At 65.2% G+C, this 20,526-nt stretch carries 17 protein-coding genes, 1 tRNA gene and 1 pseudogene; 10 read left to right on the top strand and 9 right to left on the bottom strand.

Annotation, left to right across the window (positions count from 1 at the left end):
* The first annotated feature begins 22 nt into the window (after window positions 1–22).
* From ssb to NJLHNGOC_RS07830, 5 genes are all read left to right on the top strand, one after another.
* Complete coding sequence (ssb, locus tag NJLHNGOC_RS07850; protein WP_113595973.1) at window positions 23–562, top strand: single-stranded DNA-binding protein; 540 nt, start codon at window positions 23–25, stop codon at window positions 560–562.
* A 314-nt stretch (window positions 563–876) separates the two neighbouring features.
* On the top strand, window positions 877–3,663 hold the full coding sequence (gene gyrA / locus NJLHNGOC_RS07845; RefSeq protein ID WP_113595971.1) for a DNA gyrase subunit A: 2,787 nt from the start codon (window positions 877–879) through the stop codon (window positions 3,661–3,663).
* Window positions 3,656–4,168, top strand: a complete 513-nt coding sequence (coaD, locus tag NJLHNGOC_RS07840) for a pantetheine-phosphate adenylyltransferase (protein WP_113595972.1) — start codon at window positions 3,656–3,658, stop codon at window positions 4,166–4,168. Before gyrA ends, coaD begins: the two co-directional genes overlap by 8 nt.
* Window positions 4,169–4,265: 97 nt before the next feature.
* Window positions 4,266–4,754, top strand: a complete 489-nt coding sequence (locus tag NJLHNGOC_RS07835) for a peptidylprolyl isomerase (RefSeq protein WP_110529854.1) — start codon at window positions 4,266–4,268, stop codon at window positions 4,752–4,754.
* A gap of 310 nt (window positions 4,755–5,064) precedes the next feature.
* A tRNA-Lys gene (locus tag NJLHNGOC_RS07830) sits at window positions 5,065–5,140 on the top strand.
* Window positions 5,141–5,154: 14 nt separating this feature from the next.
* Here the strand turns inward: NJLHNGOC_RS07830 and NJLHNGOC_RS07825 are convergent.
* The gene (locus NJLHNGOC_RS07825; RefSeq protein WP_239021417.1) at window positions 5,155–5,661 is read right to left on the bottom strand and encodes a cupin domain-containing protein; all 507 of its coding nucleotides are present in this window, start codon (window positions 5,659–5,661) and stop codon (window positions 5,155–5,157) included.
* Between the two features lie 440 nt (window positions 5,662–6,101).
* Here NJLHNGOC_RS07825 and edd point away from each other — a divergent pair, with 440 nt between their 5' ends.
* Complete coding sequence (edd, locus tag NJLHNGOC_RS07820; RefSeq protein WP_113595969.1) at window positions 6,102–7,943, top strand: phosphogluconate dehydratase; 1,842 nt, start codon at window positions 6,102–6,104, stop codon at window positions 7,941–7,943.
* Between the two features lie 57 nt (window positions 7,944–8,000).
* Window positions 8,001–8,615, top strand: a complete 615-nt coding sequence (eda, locus tag NJLHNGOC_RS07815; RefSeq protein ID WP_113595968.1) for a bifunctional 4-hydroxy-2-oxoglutarate aldolase/2-dehydro-3-deoxy-phosphogluconate aldolase — start codon at window positions 8,001–8,003, stop codon at window positions 8,613–8,615.
* A gap of 188 nt (window positions 8,616–8,803) precedes the next feature.
* Here eda and alkB read toward each other — a convergent pair whose 3' ends face one another.
* Window positions 8,804–9,466, bottom strand: coding sequence for a DNA oxidative demethylase AlkB (gene alkB, locus NJLHNGOC_RS07810; RefSeq protein ID WP_113595891.1), 663 nt, complete (start codon window positions 9,464–9,466; stop codon window positions 8,804–8,806).
* A 69-nt stretch (window positions 9,467–9,535) separates the two neighbouring features.
* Window positions 9,536–10,321, bottom strand: a complete 786-nt coding sequence (locus NJLHNGOC_RS07805) for a DUF2076 domain-containing protein (RefSeq protein ID WP_113595890.1) — start codon at window positions 10,319–10,321, stop codon at window positions 9,536–9,538.
* Window positions 10,322–10,533: 212 nt separating this feature from the next.
* Between NJLHNGOC_RS07805 and NJLHNGOC_RS07800 the strand changes: the two genes are divergently transcribed.
* Together NJLHNGOC_RS07800 and glyS are read left to right on the top strand one after the other, a co-directional pair.
* On the top strand, window positions 10,534–11,421 hold the full coding sequence (locus NJLHNGOC_RS07800) for a glycine--tRNA ligase subunit alpha (protein WP_113595889.1): 888 nt from the start codon (window positions 10,534–10,536) through the stop codon (window positions 11,419–11,421).
* Window positions 11,422–11,428: 7 nt separating this feature from the next.
* Window positions 11,429–13,489, top strand: coding sequence for a glycine--tRNA ligase subunit beta (glyS, locus tag NJLHNGOC_RS07795; RefSeq protein ID WP_113595888.1), 2,061 nt, complete (start codon window positions 11,429–11,431; stop codon window positions 13,487–13,489).
* Between the two features lie 204 nt (window positions 13,490–13,693).
* Here glyS and NJLHNGOC_RS07790 read toward each other — a convergent pair whose 3' ends face one another.
* The 6 genes from NJLHNGOC_RS07790 to NJLHNGOC_RS07765 all read right to left on the bottom strand — a co-directional run bounded on the left by NJLHNGOC_RS07790 (window position 13,694) and on the right by NJLHNGOC_RS07765 (window position 20,000).
* Window positions 13,694–14,086: a DUF3293 domain-containing protein gene (locus NJLHNGOC_RS07790; protein WP_113595887.1), complete on the bottom strand. Its 393-nt coding sequence runs from the start codon at window positions 14,084–14,086 to the stop codon at window positions 13,694–13,696.
* Entirely contained in the window at window positions 14,083–15,237 is a 1,155-nt protein-coding gene (gene rodA / locus NJLHNGOC_RS07785) for a rod shape-determining protein RodA (protein ID WP_113595886.1), read from the bottom strand. The genes NJLHNGOC_RS07790 and rodA overlap by 4 nt, the downstream gene beginning before the upstream one ends.
* Window positions 15,238–15,355: 118 nt before the next feature.
* Window positions 15,356–17,281, bottom strand: coding sequence for a penicillin-binding protein 2 (gene mrdA, locus NJLHNGOC_RS07780; RefSeq protein ID WP_113595885.1), 1,926 nt, complete (start codon window positions 17,279–17,281; stop codon window positions 15,356–15,358).
* A gap of 49 nt (window positions 17,282–17,330) precedes the next feature.
* Window positions 17,331–17,897, bottom strand: a complete 567-nt coding sequence (locus NJLHNGOC_RS07775; protein WP_110559314.1) for a rod shape-determining protein — start codon at window positions 17,895–17,897, stop codon at window positions 17,331–17,333.
* Window positions 17,898–17,909: 12 nt separating this feature from the next.
* The gene (gene mreC, locus NJLHNGOC_RS07770) at window positions 17,910–18,809 is read right to left on the bottom strand and encodes a rod shape-determining protein MreC (protein ID WP_110529950.1); all 900 of its coding nucleotides are present in this window, start codon (window positions 18,807–18,809) and stop codon (window positions 17,910–17,912) included.
* 144 nt (window positions 18,810–18,953) lie between these two features.
* Window positions 18,954–20,000 (bottom strand): rod shape-determining protein, encoded by a 1,047-nt coding sequence (locus tag NJLHNGOC_RS07765; protein WP_110529819.1) that lies wholly within the window; start codon window positions 19,998–20,000, stop codon window positions 18,954–18,956.
* Between the two features lie 298 nt (window positions 20,001–20,298).
* On the opposite strand from NJLHNGOC_RS07765, the pseudogene NJLHNGOC_RS07760 reads away from it, so the two are divergent.
* Window positions 20,299–20,526: pseudogene (locus NJLHNGOC_RS07760) on the top strand (hypothetical protein); the annotation flags it as partial.

Raw genomic sequence — 20,526 nt, 5'->3', positions numbered from 1 at the left:
CGAACAGCAAGCAGGACATCAAATGGCGGGTAGCGTCAACAAGGTCATCCTCGTAGGTAATCTGGGCAAGGACCCGGAGATCCGCAACAGCCAGAGCGGCGCGAAGATCGTATCGCTGACCCTTGCGACAAGCGAGACATGGAACGACCGTGCCTCTGGCGAACGGCGCGAACGCACCGAATGGCACCGGGTGGTCATCTTCAACGAACGCATCGGCGACGTGGCCGAACGCTTCCTGCGCAAGGGACGCAAGGTCTATCTCGAAGGGACGCTTCAGACGCGCAAGTGGACGGACCAGTCGGGGCAGGAACGCTACACTACCGAGGTGGTGATCGACCGCTTCCGTGGCGATCTCGTCCTGCTTGACAGCAATCGCGGCGGCGAAGGCGGCGACATGGGCGGTGGCTATGGCGGCGGAAACGGCGGTGGCGGATATGGCGGCGGCAACCCCGGCCGCACGTCACAGCCCCCCCGTTCCGCCCCGGCGGGCGGTTCGGGTGGCGGTGGCGGCTGGGACGCGCCAGCGGGCGGCAGCGACCTCGACGACGAAATCCCGTTCTAGGACGCAGGGATGGACGCGGACGCCGGCCGTGGCATGCGTTCGCGCGCACTGCCCCCATGCGCCGCGCGACCATCCCCGCCGGCCCTTTCCCCTGACGCGTCCCCCCATGACGCGCGTGCCTGCGCGACACGCTTCGCGCGGGGGCGCAATTCTGCTAATGGTGGGACGTAATTTCACGCGGCATCTTCCCCCGACGCGAGTCCTGATGCCCGCCCCCGTGTCCGCCCCTGCGCGCTTCCACCGGAACGCGTGCGAAAACCAGCCATGACGGAACTGCCTTGACCGATATTCCCGAACAGACGCCGCCCTCCGACATGCTGCCGGTGACCATCGAGGAGGAGATGCGCTCCTCCTATCTGGCCTATGCCATGTCCGTCATCGTCAGCCGCGCGCTGCCCGACGTGCGCGACGGACTGAAACCGGTGCATCGGCGCATCCTGTATTCCATGCGCGAAAGCGGCTTCACCCACGACAAGCCGTACCGCAAGTCGGCCCGCGCCGTCGGCGATGTCATGGGTAAGTACCATCCGCATGGCGACTCCTCCATCTACGACGCGATGGTGCGCATGGCGCAGTCGTGGTCGATGCGGGTCAAGCTGATTGACGGGCAGGGCAATTTCGGGTCGGTCGATGGCGATTCCCCCGCCGCCATGCGATATACCGAGGCACGGCTGGCACGCGCGGCGTCGTTCCTGCTGGATGACATCGACCGCGACACCGTCGATTTCCAGCCCAACTATGACGAAAGCGAGCAGGAACCGCAGATCCTGCCCGCCGCCTTCCCCAACCTGCTGATCAACGGCGCGTCGGGCATCGCGGTTGGCATGGCCACCAATATCCCGCCGCACAATCCGGGCGAAATCATTGACGCGACGCTGGCGATGATCGAACGCCCCGACATGACGCTGGATGATCTGCTGCAGTACGTGCCCGGCCCCGACTTCCCCACCGGCGGGACGATCCTGGGCCGCGCGGGCATCCGCAGCGCGTTCGAGACGGGACGCGGTTCGGTCATCATCCGCGCCCGTGCGGAAATCGAGGAGCTTCGCCGCGACCGCAAGGCCATCATCATCACCGAAATCCCCTATCAGGTGAACAAGGCCACCCTGCAGGAGCGCATTGCCGACCTGGTCCGTTCCAAACAGGTGGAAGGCATTGCCGACATCCGCGACGAAAGCGACCGCTCGGGCATGCGCATCGTCATCGAGATCAAGCGCGACGCAACGCCCGAGGTCGTGCTGAACCAGCTTTACCGCTTCACGCAGCTCCAGACCTCCTTCGGGGTCAACATGCTTGCCCTTGACGGGGGGCAGCCGCGCCTGATGGGGCTGAAGGAGGTCCTTGAGGCCTTCATCCGCTTCCGCGAGGAGGTGATCCTGCGCCGCGCGCGCTTTGACCTGAACAAGGCGCGTGACCGTGGGCACCTGCTGGTCGGGCTGGTCATCGCGGTGGCGAACATCGACGCGGTCATCGCCCTGATCCGTGCCGCCCCCGACGCCGCCACGGCCCGCGCTGCCCTGATGGAACGCGCATGGGACGCGGGCGACATTTCCCCGCTGCTCGCGCTGATCCATGACGAAGGCAACGTTGTGGTTGACGGGCGCGTCCACCTGACGGAAGCGCAGGCGCGCGGCATCCTGGAACTGCGGCTGCAGCGCCTGACCGGGCTGGAGCGCGACAAGATCCAGCAGGAGCTTTCCGAAGTCGCGACCCGCATCAACGAACTGCTGGAAATCATCGCCAGCCGTCCGCGCCGGCTGGAGGTCATGCGCAACGAACTGGCGACGGTGCGCGCGGAAATCGCAACGCCCCGCGCCACCGACATCGCCGATTACGCAGGCGACCAGACGGACGAAAGCCTGATCGAGCCGGGCCAGATGGTCGTGACCATCACGCGCGAAGGGTTCATCAAGCGCACGCCGCTCGACATCTTCCGCGCGCAGAACCGTGGCGGCCGTGGCCGCACGGCCGCCGGGCGACGTGGTGACGACATCATCATCCGCTCCTTCAACGCGCATACGCACCAGTGGGTGCTGTTCTTCTCCTCCGGCGGCAAGGCCTACCGGGAAAAGGTGTGGCGCCTGCCCGAAGCCAGCCCCACGGCCAAGGGACGCGCGCTGGTCAACCTGCTGCCCGATCTGGGCGAGGATTCGATCACGGCGGTGCTGCCGCTGCCGCAGGACGAGGACCTGTGGGAGAACCTCCACCTCGTCTTCGCCACGGCGTCGGGCAACGTGCGCCGCAACCGGCTGAGCGATTTCCGCAACATCCGCTCCTCCGGCCTGATCGCGATGAAACTGGACGAGGGGGACCGCCTGATCGGCGTCGCCACCTGTCGCGAGGGGCAGGATGTCTTCCTTGGCACCCGCAACGCGCGCTGCATCCGTTTCCAGATCACCGATGAAACCCTGCGCGTGTTCGCCGGGCGCGGCAGCTCGGGCGTACGCGGCATCCGCCTTGCCGAAGGGGACGAGGTCAACAGCCTGTGCGTGCTGGGCCATGTCGATGCCACGGTGGAGGAACGCGCGGCCTATCTGCGGATCGCCAATGCCCGCCGCCGCGCCGAAAATGCGGCCCAGAACGGGGATGAGGCCGAAACCGTCCCCGAAAACGCCACCATGGACGAGGAAGAGACGTCCACCGACCTTGCCCTGCCGCCCGAACGGGTGGCGGAACTGGAGGCGGCGGAGGAAATCCTGCTGATCGTCAGCAATGCCGGCTTCGGGCGGCGGTCCTCGGCCTATGACTACCGCGTCAGCGGGCGCGGCGGACAGGGCATCAACAACATGTCCTTCCCCACCGCGCGGCGGGGCAACGCCGTTGTCGCCACGCTGCCGGTGCTGGCGGGCACGGATGTCATGCTGGTTACCGACGCGGGCCGCCTGATCCGCCTGCCGGTGGACCAGATCCGCATCATGTCCCGACAGGCCAGCGGCGTCACCCTGTTCCGGCTGAACGATACGGAAGAAGTCACCAGCGTGTTCCCCGTCATGGATGACGGATCGGACGAGGATGACGCGGCGGACGCGAACGAGGTGAGCGGCGACGGGGAAGACGGCGCGGCGCCACCCGCCGGGGCGGACACCGATGCCGATGACTGAGGCCACCGCGCGCACCGGCTTTTACCCCGGCACGTTCGATCCCGTGACCAGCGGGCATCTCGACATCATCGCGCGTGCCGCACGCCTGGTGGACCGCCTGGTGATCGGGGTGGCGAAGGACACGAACAAGCAGCCCCTGCTGTCGCTGGAGGAACGGATCGCGTGCATCCGCGCCGATATCCGCGACATCCATGCCGCCCATCCCATCGCAATCGAGGTGGTGGGTTTCGAAGGGCTTTTGGTAAATGCCGCGCGCGCGCATGGGGCACATGCAATATTTCGGGGCCTGCGGGCGGTTGCGGATTTCGATTACGAGAACCAGATGTCTGCAATGAACATGCATCTGGCCCCGGATATCGAAACCATTTTCCTGATGGCGCGACAGGGGAACCAGTATATCTCCTCCCGCGTGGTCAAGGAGATCGCGCGGCTGGATGGCGATATCGCGGATTTCGTGTCGCCTTCCACCCGCCAGCACGTTCTGGCGCGCCTGAAGGACCGCTGATCCGGTCCCGACGCGGGCATGCCCCGGCATGGGGCCTGCCTGCCGCCAGTTTTCACCCCCTTCATTTCCAATCACAAGCAACAGGGAACGGACAGCCATGTCAGATACCAGCAAGGCCGACCTCATCAACATGGACCTCAAGACCGGACGGGTGGTCATCCGCCTGCGTCCCGATCTTGCCCCGCTGGCGGCGGAACGCATCCGCACGCTGGCCGCCGAAGGGTTCTATGACAACACGCCGTTCCACCGCGTCATCCACGGCTTCATGGCGCAGGGCGGCGATCCGACCGGCACCGGCACGTCGGGCAGCAAGCTGCCGGACCTGAAGGCGGAATTCACCAAGGCCGCCAAGTTCGAGCGCGGCACTGTCGGCATGGCGCGCACCATGAACCCCGACAGCGCCAACAGCCAGTTCTTCATCATGTTCGAACCCTCCCCCCATCTGGACGGCCAGTACACGATCGTCGGACAGGTGATCGAGGGCATGGACCATATCGACCAGATCAAGCGTGGCGCGGGCCACAGCGGCATGGTCCAGGACCCTGACCGCATCATCAAGATGCGTCCCGCCGACGCCGAAGCCTGATGTCATGACGGGGGCCCGACGTGGCCCCCGTCCCCTGCGGCCGGATAGAAATGGGGACGGCCCGCCTCCCCCATTCCCATGTCCGGTCACGCATTCGGCATGGATTTCATGGGCACAACCATGAAATTAAGGCGATCCAGCCGACAACTTTCCTTAATATCAGCGCTTTAGTTCGGGGACATATTTTCGCTCCCGCCTTGACAGCGCGGATCAGGCCGCCTATCACCCCGGCTTGAGCAGTTCTGGGGCTCACACCACATCAGGTTTGTCCTGAACGTGACCTGTGACGGGCCAGAGTACCTGAATCAATGAGCCGGTAGCTCAGTCGGTAGAGCATTCGACTTTTAATCGAATGGTCGTGGGTTCGAATCCCACCCGGCTCACCATCTTTTCCTGAAAATCAGCGGAAGTGGCAGGGTTGCCCCACGGTGGGGGCAATGTCCATCTGCACGACCATCAGGTCCACCGCACCATCGCCCACATTTCCACCCAGATGCCCCTTGCGCCCACGCATCGGCCCGGTGGACAGCGGGCGCGTATTCTGATCCTCGCCCAGCAGCACGTCGCCCGGTCCCATTTCGACGCGCGTGCCATCCATGGCCTGAACGAACCAGCGTCCGCGCAACGGCACGATCCACTGCACCTTCGGGTCCTCGTGCCACGCCCCATCCCAATGCGGTGGCTGCACCGTCATCAGCACGGTCGCGCGTCCGTCGGGCTGCCGGTCCTGCCATTGCGGCCCCGCCGGGGGCGACATGCTTTTCAGCACGAACTGCGTCAGCGGACAGGTCGCAAGGTGGCTGACGCCCCGATCATCGGTCCACATGTGATGATAGGTCAGGCGCGGCGCCTGCTCCGTCGCGGCCCGCGACGGCCCCGCCGGCAGCACAGCCACCATCAGCATCATGCAGCCGATGGCAGCCCTGCCCCACAGCCCCCTGCGTTTCGTGCCATGTCGAAGGATCATCGGATGATACCCCATCACGTCAATGTCGCGCATTCGCCGTTCCCATCCCCCTGTCATGTCATTATCATGAACCCACCCGTTTCCGCATGGCACAGGGCGGTGAGGATGTCGGAAGGCCAGGCGCGGGGAAACATGCAGCGTGCGCCTGATCATAGACCATTATAATTAAAATACCGAAACGAGACTTTAATTATAATTTTATGTCTTGTGCGCGCGAATATTATGGCATATATGATCGAACACTGACATGTCGCCTCTGACGCGACACCAATCCGGCCGAAATACAGCGTCCTGACCCGCATTGCCTCCGGACGCGACAGAAAATGTATCATCGTGATTGCAACGGCAATCCGCGGCCACATTACATTCTGTGGGAACTGATGAACCTCAATCCTGTCCTGACTGCCGTAACGGATCGCATAATCGCACGTTCCGCGCGCTCACGCGGTCATTACCTTGACCTGATCGCCCGTGAAAAGGACGCCGGGATATCGCGGCCACAGCTGGCCTGCGGCAACCTTGCGCATGCCTTTGCCGCAGCGGGAGAGGACAAGGCCGCCATCCGCGCGCGGCGTGCGATGAACATCGGGATCGTCACGTCCTATAACGACATGCTTTCGGCGCATCAGCCCTATGGCCGCTATCCCGACCAGATCAAGCTTTTCGCGCGTGAGGTCGGGGCCACGGCGCAGGTCGCGGGCGCGACGCCCGCAATGTGCGATGGCGTGACACAGGGCCAGCCGGGCATGGAACTGTCGCTGTTCAGCCGCGACGTGATCGCGATGTCCACGGCGGTAGCACTCAGCCACGGGATGTACGAAGGCGTCGCAATGCTGGGCATCTGTGACAAGATCGTGCCGGGCCTGCTGATGGGGGCGCTCAGGTTCGGGCACCTGCCGGCCATCCTGATCCCTTCGGGCCCAATGCCATCGGGCATTTCCAACAGCGAGAAGCAGCGCGTCCGCCAGCTTTACGCCGAAGGCAAGGTGGACCGCGAACGCCTGATGGATTCAGAGGCCGCGTCCTATCACGCGCCGGGCACCTGCACCTTCTACGGCACGGCCAACACCAACCAGATGCTGATGGAGGTCATGGGCCTGCACCTGCCCGGCTCCTCCTTCGTGCCGCCCAATACGAAACTGCGGCAGGAACTGACGCGCGCGGCCATCCACCGGCTGGCGCAGATCGGGCCGAACGGCAATGACTATCGCCCGCTGGGCCATTGCATCGATGAACGCGCCATCGTCAACGCCGCCGTCGGGCTGCTGGCGACCGGCGGTTCGACGAACCTTGCCATCCATATCCCCGCGATGGCGCGTGCGGCGGGCATCATCATCGACTGGGAAGATCTCGACCGTCTTTCCGCCGTCGTTCCGCAGCTGACGCGCGTCTATCCCAACGGATCGACGGACGTGAACGGCTTCCACCAGGTGGGCGGGATGCCCAGCCTGATCGGTTCCCTGCTGGATGCGGGGCTGCTGCATCCGGATATCCTGACCGTCTGCGAAGGCGGCTTTACCCGGTATCGCGACATGCCGCACATGCGCGACGACCAGCTGGTGTGGGAAGATGCCGGGCCGTCGCGTGACGACACGGTCCTGCGCGCACCTGCCGCCCCCTTCCGCAAGGATGGCGGCATGCGCCTGATGCAGGGAAACCTTGGGCGCGGCATCTACAAGACCAGCGCGGTCGCCCCCGAACGCTGGACGATCGAGGCCCCGGCCCGGATATTCGAGGACCAGCAGGCCGTCATCGACGCATTCAAGGCGGGGGAACTGGATCGCGACGTGATCGTGGTCGTGCGTTTCCAGGGACCGGCGGCGAACGGCATGCCCGAACTGCATCGCCTGACCCCGACGCTGAGCGTACTGCAGGATCGCGGGCACAAGGTCGCGCTGGTCACAGATGGCCGCATGTCCGGCGCCAGCGGCAAGGTGCCGGCCGCCATCCATATCGGGCCGGAAGCCCATGCGGGCGGTCCGCTGTCGCGCCTGCGCGATGGGGATGTCGTGCGCGTCTGCGCGCAGTCGGGACGCATCGACGTCCTGATCGACGACGCGGAATGGGAAAAGCGCACCCCGGCCACCGGACCAAAGCCCGGCTTTGGCACCGGGCGGGAACTGTTCGCGCTGATGCGTGACGGGGTGGACAGTCCCGAACGCGGGGCCTCGGCCATTCTTGCCGCGATGGACCATATGGCCGAAGCCGAAGGGCTGTCGTAAAATCCGGCATGCCCCTTACCCGTTGTTCCCATGGACCTGAACCAAGGAAACCCCATCGTGGCCACTATCGAAGACATCATGACCCTTTCGCCGGTCATTCCGGTGCTTGTCATCCATGACCCCGCGCATGCCCGCCCCGTGGCGGAGGCCCTGGTCGCAGGCGGCCTGCGCACGCTGGAGGTCACGCTGCGCACGGAACGCGCGCTCGACGTCATTGCCGAAATGGCAAAGGTCGAAGGCGCTGTCGTCGGCGCGGGCACCGTGCTGAACCGTTCCGACCTTGATGCAAGCGTCCGGGCGGGTGCGCGCTTCATCGTCAGCCCCGGCCTGACCACGCCGCTTGCCCACGCGGCGCGCGACGCGGATGTGCCGCTGCTGCCGGGCATCGCCAATGCGGGCGACATCATGCGGGGCCTCGACCTTGGCCTGACGCGATTCAAATTCTTCCCGGCCGAGGCCTCGGGCGGCATCGCGGCGCTCAAGGCGCTGTCGGCCCCGTTCGGACAGGTGCGTTTCTGCCCCACGGGCGGCATCCGGCAGGATACGGCCGCCAACTGGCTGGCGCTGCCGTCGGTCCTGTGCGTGGGGGGATCGTGGCTGGTGCCATCGGGCACGCCCGACCTGCCCGAAATTACCGCGCGCGCAAAGGCGGCAACCGCGCTTGCTGCCTGAGGCCGCGGTGAGGACGAAAGACTGGTTTCAAACAGCCTGTTGATAAAAAAGAAAAGTTTTGGGTGTCGCCTTTTTAAAAAAAGGCGACGTCCTTTGAAGCTTTTTGCAAAAAAGCTTCACCAAAAACTTTTATAATTCAATGGATTATTATTGAGGGACCATCTTTTCAGATAGCCCCTGCCCTTTCCTTACGCGGTGACGCGGAATGTCAGGTTGTAGCGTATCTCCCCGCTCAGCGGATGATGCGCCTGCGGCAGGGGCGCGACGCCGTGCCATGCCAGACGCGACGGACCGCCCCATACCACGACGTCGCCGTTATTCAGGACAAGGCGGCGCACGCCGTCCGAACGGACCGGCGTTCCCCACAGAAACACCGCCGACACCCCAAGCGAGACCGAAATGATGGGAACGTCGCGTCGTTCATCACGATCCTGATGCAGGCCCATCCGGTCCCCGGGGCGATAGCGGTTGATCAGACACGAATCCGGACAGAAACCGTCATATCCCGCCCGGCTGGCGCAATCGCGCGCCAGTTCGCGCAGGATGCCGGGCATTGATGGCCAGTCCTTTCCCGTCAGGGGGTCGCGCGCCTCGTACCGGTATCCCGTCGCATCGCTGATCCATGCACGCGCGCCACAGCCACTCATCCCCACCGACATGCGGCCCCCGCCCGGCGTCGTCATCTGCCGCAGCGGAGCCTGCCGGGTGACGTCCCTGATGGCATCCAGCAATGCCGGGGCCTGTACCCGCGCCACGCCGCGCATCAGCCATGCGCCGGGGGCGAGGAACTGCGGCCGCTGGTCCACCGGCCCCGGCGGTTCGCCCGTATCAAACAGCATGCCCTGCGTCATAGGTGCCATCCCGTAAAAAAGGCCATCACGAAGGATGGCCTTTTCACACACGCTGAGGGCGCAGGAACGTCAGAAGCTGTTGTCGTCGCCCGCGTCAAAGCCACCGCCATCGTCAAAGCCGCCAGCATCGCCGCCGCCGGCATCACCACCGGCATCAAAACCCGGATCCGCCGCGACGCCACTGCCGCCAAACGGATCGGCAGAGGCGGAATCGCCATAATTGTTGTTGATGATGGTCTCGCCACCACCCCCCATCGGCGGGGCCATGCCCGCGCCCATGCCACCGGCATCATGATGGCCGCTGAACAGGTCGGTCAGCGCGTTGCCCACCATCATGCCACCGGCAACGCCCGCCGCCGTCGTCAGGGCGGAGCCGAGGAAGCCCGACCCGCGCTGCGGAAACATGCCCGGCTGCATTCCCGGCGGATAGACGGGCTGCGGCGGGGCGGAGGACGGCGCGGTGCCCCCCCATCCCGGCGGCGGCGCGGCGGGACGGGCCTGCTGCGCCCCGCCACCGAACATGCCGCTGAAGAAACCACCGGGACGCGCGGCCTGCTGTGGCTGGGGCTGTGCCTGCTGCTGGGCGGCGGCAAGCTGCTGCTGCGCCTGCTGCAGCTGCCACTGCAACTGGCGGATGCGGTTCTGCGCCTCCGCCAGGGCGGCTTCCTGCACCACGGCCATCTGCGTGATGCGATAACGCGCCTCGGGGTATTTCTGGAACATTTCCCCGATATACTGGTCGGCCTGCGGGTCGATCGGCGGCAGCGAGGATGTCGTCTGCGGCACGCTGCCCGTGGTCGCGCCCCCAACGCGGGCGAAGAACTGTGCGATCAGATCGCGTTCCTGAGTATTCATCGTAATTCCATCCTGCTCCACACACGGATACTGAACCAGCCATCCATCATGTGGCGCGCGGCGCGGCAATGCGCAAGACCACGCGCCATGCAGGCAACAGACAGCCACACGGCACGCCCCGCCTTCCGGTCGGGACAACATGACGGTATGCTGTTCGCAGCAATTGCGCCAGATGGCGCAGACCTGTCCCCGTTCAACGGAGCATCCTGTTCATGGACCCGGCCCCCGTGCCCCAATCATCCCGTACGCGTCCCCTGTCGTTTCAGGGACTCATCCTGAAACTGCACCAGTTCTGGTCCGAACAGGGCTGCGCCATCCTCCAGCCCTATGATACCGAGGTGGGCGCGGGCACGCTGTCGCCGCACACCACGCTGCGCGCGCTGGGTCCACGCCCGTGGAAGGCGGCGTACGTGCAGCCCTGCCGTCGCCCGTCGGACGGGCGTTACGGGGAAAACCCCAACCGGCTGCAGCATTATTACCAGTATCAGGTCCTGCTGAAGCCCACGCCCGAAGACAGCCAGAAACTCCTGCTCGACAGCTATCGCGCCATCGGGATCGATCCGATGGAACACGACATCCGCTTTGTCGAGGATGACTGGGAAAACCCGACGATCGGGGCATGGGGACTGGGCTGGGAGGTCTGGTGCGACGGGATGGAGGTGACGCAGTTCACCTATTTCCAGCAGGTCGGCGGCATCCCCACCGTCATGCCGTCCACCGAACTGACCTACGGGCTGGAACGCCTGGCGATGTACGTGCAGGGGATCGAGAATGTCTATGACCTCGATTTCAACGGGCAGGGCCTGACCTATGGCGACGTGTTCCTGCGCGCGGAACGCGATTATTCACGTCACAACTTCGAACAGGCGGATGTGGAAATGCTGCACCGGCATTTCATCGACGCCGAACGCGAATCCGCCGCCCTTGCCGATTGCGGCCTGGCGCAGCCCGCCTATGACCAGTGCCTGAAGGCCAGTCATCTGTTCAACCTTCTGGATGCGCGGGGCGTCATCAGCGTCAGCGAACGCGCCTCCTATATCGGCCGCGTGCGCGCGCTTGCGAAACGATGCTGCGAAGCATGGCTGGCGGGCGAGGAATAACAGGATCATGCCCGAACTTCTGCTTGAACTCTTTTCCGAGGAAATTCCCGCCCGCATGCAGACGCGCGCGGCCGGGGACCTGCAGCGCCTCCTGACGGAGGCGCTGTCCCCGCTCAACCCGCGTAACCCCCGCACCTTCGCCGGGCCGCGCCGCATCGCCATTTCGCTGGATATCGACGCGACCGTGCCCGGCAGCACCGTCAATGAACGCGGCCCGCGCGAAAGCGCGCCGGAAAAGGCGCTGGCGGGCTTCATGCGCAAGCATGGGGTCGAACGCGACGCGCTGGTGCTGGAAAACGGGTTCTGGGTCCTGCGCCGCGACGTCCCGGCGGTGCAGGCCGCGACCCATATCGCCGCCACCGTGCCTGCGCTGCTGCGCCGTTTCCCGTGGCCCAAATCGATGCGCTGGGGCGTGGGCAGCAGCTTTACATGGGTACGCCCGCTGCGCCGGATTGCCTGCCTGCTGGATGGGCAGGTCGTGCCCTTCACCCTGGCCGAAGGCGAGGATAACGGCCACGGACTGGTGGCGTCCAACCTGACCGAGGGGCATCGTTTCACCGCGCCCGGCGCGTTTGCCGTCACCGGGACGCAGGACTGGCTGGCGGGACTGCGCGCGCGGCAGGTCGAACCCTGCGCCGAAACGCGCGTCCGGCTGATCGCCGAAGGGGTCGCAAGCCTTGCCGCCGAAGAAGGGCTGAGCGTCGTCTCGGACCCCGGCCTGGTTGACGAGGTGGCGGGCCTGACGGAATGGCCGGTCCCCTTCCTTGGCCAGATCGACGATGAATTCATGACCCTGCCGCCAGAGGTGATGCAGGTGTCGATGCGCGTCAACCAGCGCTATTTCGCGCTGCGCAACGCCGATGGGTCCGCCGCCCCGCGCTTTGCCTTCGTCGCGAACATGGAACCCTCCGACGGCGGCGCGCTGACCATCGCGGGAAATGAGCGCGTGTTGCGCGCGCGCTTTGCCGATGCCCGGCATTTCTGGGACCTGGACCGCACCCATACGCTTGAAAGCCGTGTGGCGCAGCTTGATCGCATCGTCTTTCACGCAGCCCTCGGCAGCCAGGGGGAACGGGTACGGCGCATCGTGCGCCTTGCCGGGCTGATCGCCCCCATGGTCGGCGCGGATGTGAAACAGGCCGAACGCGCCGCCCTGCTGTGCAAGGCCGACCTGACGACCGGCATGGTGGGCGAATTCCCCGAACTGCAGGGCACGATGGGGGCCTATTACGCGCGGCATGACGGCGAAGACAACGCGGTGGCGGACGCCATTGGCGAACATTACATGCCGCGCGGGCAGCATGACGGCGTGCCGCACGCGCCCGTTTCCATCGCCGTGGCGCTGGCGGACAAGATCGACAGCCTTGTCGCGTTCTTCGCGGCGGGGGAAAAGCCGGGTGGCTCGGGCGATCCCTATGCCCTGCGGCGCGCGGCGTTGGGACTGATCCGCATCATCCGCGAAAACCACCTGCGCCTCGACCTTGCGGAAATCTTCGTCATGGCCGCCCATGGCCTGCCGGAAAAGCTGCGCCTGGCCCCGGACCTCGACCTGCTGCCGCAGTTCGTGGCCGAACGCCTGCGGGTGCAGCTTCGCAACGAGGGCGCGCGTCACGACATCCTTGCCGCCGTGTCGGTGGGCAATACCGATACCGACATCACCCGCCTGCTGGCCCGCAGCGACGCGCTGGCGGAAATGCTGGCGACGGAGGACGGGCGCAACCTGCTGGCGGCGACACGACGCGCGGCCAACATCCTGCGTATCGAGGACCGCAAGGACGGCCCGCATGAAGGCACCCCCGACCCCGCCCTGTATGCGCAGGACGAGGAACGCGCCCTTGCACAGGCCCTGACCCACACGATCCCGGCCGTGGAAAACGCCATCAGCGAAGAACGCTTTGCCGACGCCATGCGCGATGTCGCCCGCCTGCGCCCCGTGCTGGACCGGTTTTTCGAAGATGTCACGGTCAATGCCGAAGACGCGGCCGTGCGTCGCAACCGCCTGCGCCTGCTGTCGGAACTGCGCCGCATGACCGTGCTGATCGCGGATTTCAGCCAGATCGAAGGCTGATCCTCTGCCCCCGCAGTCATGAATGCGGGGGCGGCGGCTTTCTCAGGGGCTTTGCCCCTGAAACCCCACCAAAGGTCGCGGACCTTTGGAAACCATAGTTTTTAGACAGATCAGGGCGCGGGAATTACGCTCCCTGCTGGGTCCGGGCAGGGCCCGGGCCATCCATGCGCCGACTGCCGCGCACGTCCGGAAACTGACAGCCCCTCAGGCCAGATAGACAAGCCGCGCCGCCTGCCCGCGCCGCGCGACCACGACCGCGTTCTGCCGATACCGCCGCGCAAGGCGCAATGCCGGGGCAAGTGCCATCTCCGCTGCATAGAGCGGTTCGGACCACCGGCCCAGCCGCCCTTCGCCGCGATGATGGGGCACGCGACGCAGGTCGACGGCCAGACGCGCCATCATGCGCGCATTCCATCCGTCCATGCGCCGCCGCCCACCCGGATTGCACGCGCTGAGCATCACGACCGTGCCCCGCCGTGGCAGGCCGGCATCGGCAGGACGCCGCCCCACGCGCACGACCGGCAGGGTGGCGGCGTGATAGGTGCTGAGGCGATAGGACCTTCGGGTGGCGGCAGAGGGAGGCAGGATGCCGCTCATGGCTCCCTGTCCGTCGTTTCGCCAAAGGTGGAGTTGCGATGCACCCATGCCGACAGCAGCAGGCCGAACCCGAACATGACCATCAGCATGGCCGACCCGCCATATGAAATCAGCGGCAGCGGCACCCCGCCCACCGGGATCGCCCCCATCACCATCGACAGGTTGACCGCGCAGTAGAGGAAGAAGTTCATCGAGATGCCCAGCCCCAGCAGGCGCCCGAACTGGTTGCGGCTGCGCATGGCGATCAGCATGCCGCCAAGGATCATCACCAGCAGGAGCCCGATGACCGAGGCCGCGCCGACATACCCCCATTCCTCGGCGATCATGGTAAAGATGAAATCCGTCTGCTTTTCAGGCAGGAAGTTGAGCTGCCCCTGCGTGCCATGCAGGTATCCCTGCCCCCACATCCCGCCCGAACCCAGCGCGATCTTGGACTGGATGATGTTGTACCCCGCGCCCAGCGGATCATTTTCGGGATGAAGGAAGGTGATGACCCGCGCCTTCTGATAATCATGCAGATGGCTGTAGGCGATTTTGGTCAGGAACGGCAGCGGCGCGATCAGCAGCGCGATCTGCCACAGCCGCATCCCCGCCGCAAAGAACAGGCTGGCCCCCACCGTCGCGATGATGACCGCCGTGCCAAGGTTCGGTTCCTTGAGCACCAGCCCCACAGGCACAAGCACCATCAGCGCGGGCGGAATCAGGTACAGCGGATTGCCCATGTTGCGATAGCTGACCTTGTGAAACCAGCTTGCCAGAACAAGGACCAGCGCGATCTTGGCCAGTTCCGAAGGCTGGACCTGCAGGCCGCCGATCATCAGCCATCGCTCCGCCCCCTTTCCGACGTGCCCCATGCGCAGCACCGCCACAAGCAGCACCAGCGACACGCCATAAAGGGGCCATGCAAGACGCACCAGCACGGCCGGGCTCATCATCGCCACGCCCAGCATCATGACCAGCCCGAAGCAGAAACGGATGGTCTGCGGTTCGGCGAACGGGCGCGACGTGCCCCCGCCCGCCGAATACAGCGCCCCATATCCCACCGCCGCCAGCAGGCAGATCAGCACGACATAGATCCAGTTGATCTGCCACAGCTTGGCAAGGATCTGGAAATTGGGTTCGGCGCGCAGCAGGCGTTTCTGGAAATTCATCTCGGTCCTCCGGCGGCAGGGACAACATGGCGCAAACGTATGCGATCCCCACGCCCGGCGCCAGTAAGGGACGGCCGGTAACGGACAGCCCGCAACGGATATCGGAAACGTCTGGTGGCTATCCCTGGTCCACGTCCGCCTGCGCCACTTCCTGACCCGGCGATTCCTTGTGATTGACCGGATCGCGCATCAGCGTGTCGGTCATGATGTCACGCGCCAGCGGGGCCGCGACCTCCGCCCCGGCATTGCCATGTTCCACCACCACCGCCGCCGCGTAACGCGGCGCGTCATAAGGGGCAAAGCAGATGAACAGGGCGTGCGGGCGATATTCCCACGGCAGGTTGGCCGAATTGAAATGACCGCTTTCACGCATCGCGCGCGACACGCGGCGCACCTGTGCCGATCCGGTCTTGCCCGCCATCTGCACGCCGGGAATGGCAAGGCGCGCCTTGGGGGCGGTGCCGCTTTCCTCGTTCACGACGGCATACATCCCCTCGCGGATGGCGCTGAAGAAATGATCGGGCATGTTTTCCATCGGCCCGGCATGGTCCAGCGCCGCCATGTCGCCGATCCTGCCGCTGACGGCACGCACCAGATGGGGCTGCACGTTCCGGCCCGTGGCAATGCGCGAGGCATAGGTCGCAAGCTGCAGCGGGGTGACCTGCATGAAGCCCTGTCCGATGCCGCTGACGATGGTATCACCCCCATTCCAGTGATGGCCATGCGCCCGCCGCCACTGCGGCGTGGGGATCAGCCCCTGACGCACATGCGGCAGTTCGATATCCAGCGGCGCGCCAAGCCCGAACTGGTGCGAGGTCATGGCAATGGGGTCCATGCCGGTGCGGCGCGCGACCTCATAGAAAAACACGTCGCAGGAGAATTTCAGCCCCTGCCGCAGGGTCAGCGACCCATGCCCGTAACGCGACCAGCAGTGAAAGCGCGTCCCCCCCACGTCGATATAGCCGGGACAGTTGATGCGATCGCCCGGCGAAAGCGTGCCAGCCCGCAGCGCCGCCATTGCGACCGCCGGCTTGAAGGTGGAGCCGGGCGGATACAGGCCCGAAACCGCCTTGTTGATCAGCGGGGTCTGGCTGTTGTTGGTCCATTCGATCCACTGCGCCTGGCTGACGCCACTGTCGAACAGCGAAGGGTCGAAGGAGGGGTTGCTGACCATCGCCAGCACTTCCCCGTTGCGGCAGTCCATGACAACCGCGCTGGCCGACTGGTCCGCCATCCGGCCCAGCACCTGCTGCTGCAGGCCGCTGTCGATGGTCAGCGCGATTTCGTTGCCCGGATGCCCTTCGTCACGGTCAAGTTCAGCCATGATTCGGCCAACCGCGTTGACCTCCATCTCCACCGAGCCGACCTGCCCGCGCAGGCCTTCGTCCTGCGTCTGCTCGATGCCGGAACGTCCGACGCGCATCCCCGGCAGGGCAAGTTCCGCGTTCCTGACGACATCCTTTTCCGATGGCGGGGCCACGTATCCCACGACATGCGCCAGAAGCGGGCCGAAGGGATAGACGCGCGTCGTGCCCACATCGATCAGCACGCCGGGCAGCGAAGGCATGTTGAGCTCCAGCCGCGCCATGTCGTCCCATGACAGGAAATCACGCAGCATGATGGGAATGAAACGCCGCTTGTGCCGCAGTTCGCGTTCGACGCGCGCCGTATCGCGCGGCTCCATCGGGACAAGCTGGGAAAAACGTTCCAGCGTGCCCGGCAGGTCGTTCGTCTCCTCCGCCAGCAGAAGCGCGCGCCAGTTCACCTTGTTCGCCGCCACCGCGATCCCAAAACGGTCGGTGATGCGGCCACGAGGAGGTGCAAAAAAGCGTTTGCTTAACCGATTGTTTTCCGCCAGCCGCGCATAATGGCCACCATCGCGGACCTGCAGGCCATACAGCCGCTGCGCAAGCGCGCCCAGCACCGCCCCCTGCGCCGCCATAAGCAGCAGAGCGCGACGGGTGAACACCCCGCGGGAGGGGTTCTTGCCCTCTTCGGGCCGGGTCATCAGACGCGTGGCGGTCTTCTTCTTACGGAACTTCATTCACCCATCCGGGCAGATCGGAATACGGCTGGCCCATCAGCCCTGTTGTTCAGGCGCGATTCGCGTCGTTGACGATAAAGCGGTAAGTCCAGACGAATATGACATAAAGCACCGGAAAGCTGCCAAATGCCAAGACGCATTCGAACATGAACGGTACCGTTTCCACCAGATGCAGCGCCAGCGCCGAACACAGCACCCACTGCATCGCCGTCGCCATGACCATGACCACGCCGAACACCAGCCACAGCACGAAGACGTTGAGCCGCGCGAGCACGTAACGCCCCGACAGTCCCACGCCATGCACCACCAGCAGGACAAGCAGCATGACGCCGGGTGGATCGAAACTCAGCAGGTCCACGCACATCCCCAGCCCGAACACCGCGACAGAGGGCATCAGCGCGGGCCGGAACACCGACCACAGGAATACCGATACCTGCACGATGGCAGGCATGAGTTCCGCCTGCCCCGGTATGTTGAGCGGCGCGGACAGCACCAGTGTCACCAGCAGGACGAACAGGCACGGCAGGCAGTGACGCACGAACAGGTCGGTGCCGTGGGCCAGTCCGGAACGGGGCTGGATTTCGGGCTTCAGGGACGGTGGCGAAAGCGGTTTCATCCATGCACTCTTTCATCCCCGCTTTGGCTGGAACTGAGGAGGAAGGGTCATGGTGCGCCCGACCGTGGGCAGCGGAATCCGTCCCGGCGCGTCCGGCGGGACGACGGCGTCGGAATAATTGAAAATCCGCAGGATATCGAGGTGTTCCAGCGCGGCGGCGGGAATCACCACCGGCGTTCCGGGCCGCAGGTAATGGACATGCCCCACCGGCAGGCCGGCAGGCAGGGATTCGATTTCGCCGTTGGTCACGACGCGTTCCCCCTCCACCGGCAGGTTGTCCTGCGGGTAATAGATGATCTTTGGCGTCGATGAATTGTCACCCGCCATGATGGCGGCCGCGTGGCTGGATTCCAGCGTGACCGGCAGCCGGCTGGAGGAATCGGTAATCAGCAGCACGCGCGCCGAACGCTTGCCCACCTCCGTCACGCGCCCGGCCAGTCCCGCGCCATCCAGCGCGATCCCGTCCTTGCGCACATTGGTGTCGGGATTGATCGCCAGCAGCACCGCGCGGGCATACAGGCCGCTGGTATCGCGCACCACGCGCCCGGTCACATAGGACGGGGCCTCGTCCGGGATCCAGTGCAGGTTGGCCTTGAGCGTCGCATTCTCGTCCGCCAGCGCCGCCGCCACGTCATACCAGTGCTGGAGGTTGGCATTTTCGGTGCGCAGGCGGATGTTTTCCGCCTCCAGATTCCGGATGTCCTGAAGATTCCCCGAAAGTTCACGCAACCGCGCCTGTGGCCATGCCACAAGGCCATAGGCCGGGGCCAGCAGGTCGGCCACCTGCATGCGCATATGCTCAACGAGGGGACGATCCGCCTTGCCCAGCAGGATGACACCACAGGCGACAAGGATCAGGAAAGGCAGCACCAGCTTGCCCATCGCCTGGCGGGACTGGATGGAAACCGGCATCACCATGGGCGCGCCGTCCATCTGTCCACGCCACGCGCGGAGCTATCGAACGTGCCTGAGCGCCGGCCCCCCATCGTCCTGCATCCCCCTCATCGTGTTGCATCGACCATCCCCCGCGGCGGGTGGTCATGCGGTTGCCTGTCGTCAGTACATGCTTGTCAGCACATTGCGCAACCGCTTCATTTCCTCCAGCGCGCGCCCGGTGCCCATCGCAACGCAGGACAGCGCGTCCTCCGCCACCGTGACCGGCAGGCCCGTCGCCCGGCGCAGCACCTCGTCCAGACGATACAGCAGCGCGCCGCCACCCGTCAGGACAATCCCCTTGTCCACGATATCCGCGGCCAGTTCGGGGGGTGTATTCTCCAGCGCCGTCGTCACCGCGTCGAGGATCTGGCTGACGGGTTCGGCAAGGCTTTCGGCGATCTGTGCCTGCGACACCACCACCTCGCGCGGGACGCCGTTGATGAGGTCGCGTCCCTTGACCTCCCGCCAGGGGCCCATGTCGTCCGGATCATCGGGGGCGATGGCCGATCCCAGCCCGATCTTGATCTGTTCGGCCGAGCTTTCGCCGATCAGCAGGTTATGGTTGCGCCGGATGTAGGAGATGATCGCCTCGTCCATCTTGTCGCCGCCCACGCGCACGGAACGGGCATAGACAATCCCGCCAAGGGAGATGACCGCAACCTCTGTTGTGCCACCGCCGATATCGACGATCATGCTGCCCGACGGTTCGGTCACGGGCAGGCCCGCCCCGATCGCCGCCGCCATCGGTTCCTCGATCAGGAAGACCTTGCGCGCGCCCGCGCTTTCGGCGCTTTCCTGGATCGCGCGGCGTTCGACCGCGGTCGAGCCGGACGGGACGCACACGATGATCAGCGGGCTGGCAAACATGCGCCGGTTATGCACCTTGCGGATGAAATGCTTGATCATTTCTTCCGCAACTTCAAAATCGGCGATGACGCCATCACGCAACGGGCGGATGGCCGTAATATTGCCAGGGGTACGGCCAACCATCAGCTTGGCTTCCTCCCCAACGGCCAGAACCTGTTTCTTGCCCCGCACCTCGGCCAGGGCAACGACCGAAGGTTCATTCAGGACGACGCCGCGCCCCTTGACATAGACCAGTGTATTGGCCGTGCCGAGGTCGATCGCCATATCAGCGGACAGCAGACCCAGCACACGAGCAAACATCCAAAACTCCCGACAACAAAGCAGCCATGACCCATTCCGAAGCCCCGACCGGATAACGCGGCCAGACGCCTGTTCCCCTGCCGAGAAATCCTGGATCAGGTCGAGGGCTTACCGATGCAGACGGATGGGAGCAAGAGGAGACATGGTTTTAATTCGTTAATTTATGGCCGCCAAGGCGCTTTGTTACAAAATGCCCGAATTTTATCCTGCGCGATGTCCTTTCCTGCGGGGCGCAAGCTACAATATGACCATGGTCGGCGCGGCAGTTCCGCCGCCCCTGCACAAGAGATTAACACGAATGATCCTTCACGATTTCCTGCGTCGGCGGACCGGCTTTCTCGTCGCGGCACTGACGTGCGCGACCATGGGCGCCTGCACCAACCCCTATGACCCCGGGCAGCGCGCGCTGGGTGGCGGGCTGATCGGGGCAGGCGGCGGGGCCGCGATCGGGGGACTGGCCGGTGGTGGCGAAGGTGCGGCCATTGGCGCGCTGGCGGGCGCGGCGGGCGGCGCGGCCGTGGGCGCC

Source organism: Novacetimonas cocois, assembly GCF_003311635.1.
Lineage (GTDB): Bacteria > Pseudomonadota > Alphaproteobacteria > Acetobacterales > Acetobacteraceae > Novacetimonas > Novacetimonas cocois.
This window is presented reverse-complemented; position numbering and strand designations above follow the sequence as displayed.

What these genes read in the sequence shown, in the direction of transcription:
- edd (WP_113595969.1), top strand. Translation starts at nt 6,102, where the DNA reads ATGAACCTCAATCCTGTCCTGACTGCCGTAACGGATCGCATAATCGCA.
- glyS (WP_113595888.1), top strand. Translation starts at nt 11,429, where the DNA reads ATGCCCGAACTTCTGCTTGAACTCTTTTCCGAGGAAATTCCCGCCCGC.
- NJLHNGOC_RS07825 (WP_239021417.1), bottom strand. Translation starts at nt 5,661, where the DNA reads ATGATGCTGATGGTGGCTGTGCTGCCGGCGGGGCCGTCGCGGGCCGCG.
- gyrA (WP_113595971.1), top strand. Translation starts at nt 877, where the DNA reads ATGCTGCCGGTGACCATCGAGGAGGAGATGCGCTCCTCCTATCTGGCC.
- NJLHNGOC_RS07790 (WP_113595887.1), bottom strand. Translation starts at nt 14,086, where the DNA reads ATGAGCGGCATCCTGCCTCCCTCTGCCGCCACCCGAAGGTCCTATCGC.
- rodA (WP_113595886.1), bottom strand. Translation starts at nt 15,237, where the DNA reads ATGAATTTCCAGAAACGCCTGCTGCGCGCCGAACCCAATTTCCAGATC.
- NJLHNGOC_RS07805 (WP_113595890.1), bottom strand. Translation starts at nt 10,321, where the DNA reads ATGAATACTCAGGAACGCGATCTGATCGCACAGTTCTTCGCCCGCGTT.
- NJLHNGOC_RS07765 (WP_110529819.1), bottom strand. Translation starts at nt 20,000, where the DNA reads ATGTTTGCTCGTGTGCTGGGTCTGCTGTCCGCTGATATGGCGATCGAC.
- NJLHNGOC_RS07800 (WP_113595889.1), top strand. Translation starts at nt 10,534, where the DNA reads ATGGACCCGGCCCCCGTGCCCCAATCATCCCGTACGCGTCCCCTGTCG.
- alkB (WP_113595891.1), bottom strand. Translation starts at nt 9,466, where the DNA reads ATGACGCAGGGCATGCTGTTTGATACGGGCGAACCGCCGGGGCCGGTG.
- mreC (WP_110529950.1), bottom strand. Translation starts at nt 18,809, where the DNA reads ATGCCGGTTTCCATCCAGTCCCGCCAGGCGATGGGCAAGCTGGTGCTG.
- coaD (WP_113595972.1), top strand. Translation starts at nt 3,656, where the DNA reads ATGACTGAGGCCACCGCGCGCACCGGCTTTTACCCCGGCACGTTCGAT.
- NJLHNGOC_RS07835 (WP_110529854.1), top strand. Translation starts at nt 4,266, where the DNA reads ATGTCAGATACCAGCAAGGCCGACCTCATCAACATGGACCTCAAGACC.
- mrdA (WP_113595885.1), bottom strand. Translation starts at nt 17,281, where the DNA reads ATGAAGTTCCGTAAGAAGAAGACCGCCACGCGTCTGATGACCCGGCCC.
- ssb (WP_113595973.1), top strand. Translation starts at nt 23, where the DNA reads ATGGCGGGTAGCGTCAACAAGGTCATCCTCGTAGGTAATCTGGGCAAG.
- NJLHNGOC_RS07775 (WP_110559314.1), bottom strand. Translation starts at nt 17,897, where the DNA reads ATGAAACCGCTTTCGCCACCGTCCCTGAAGCCCGAAATCCAGCCCCGT.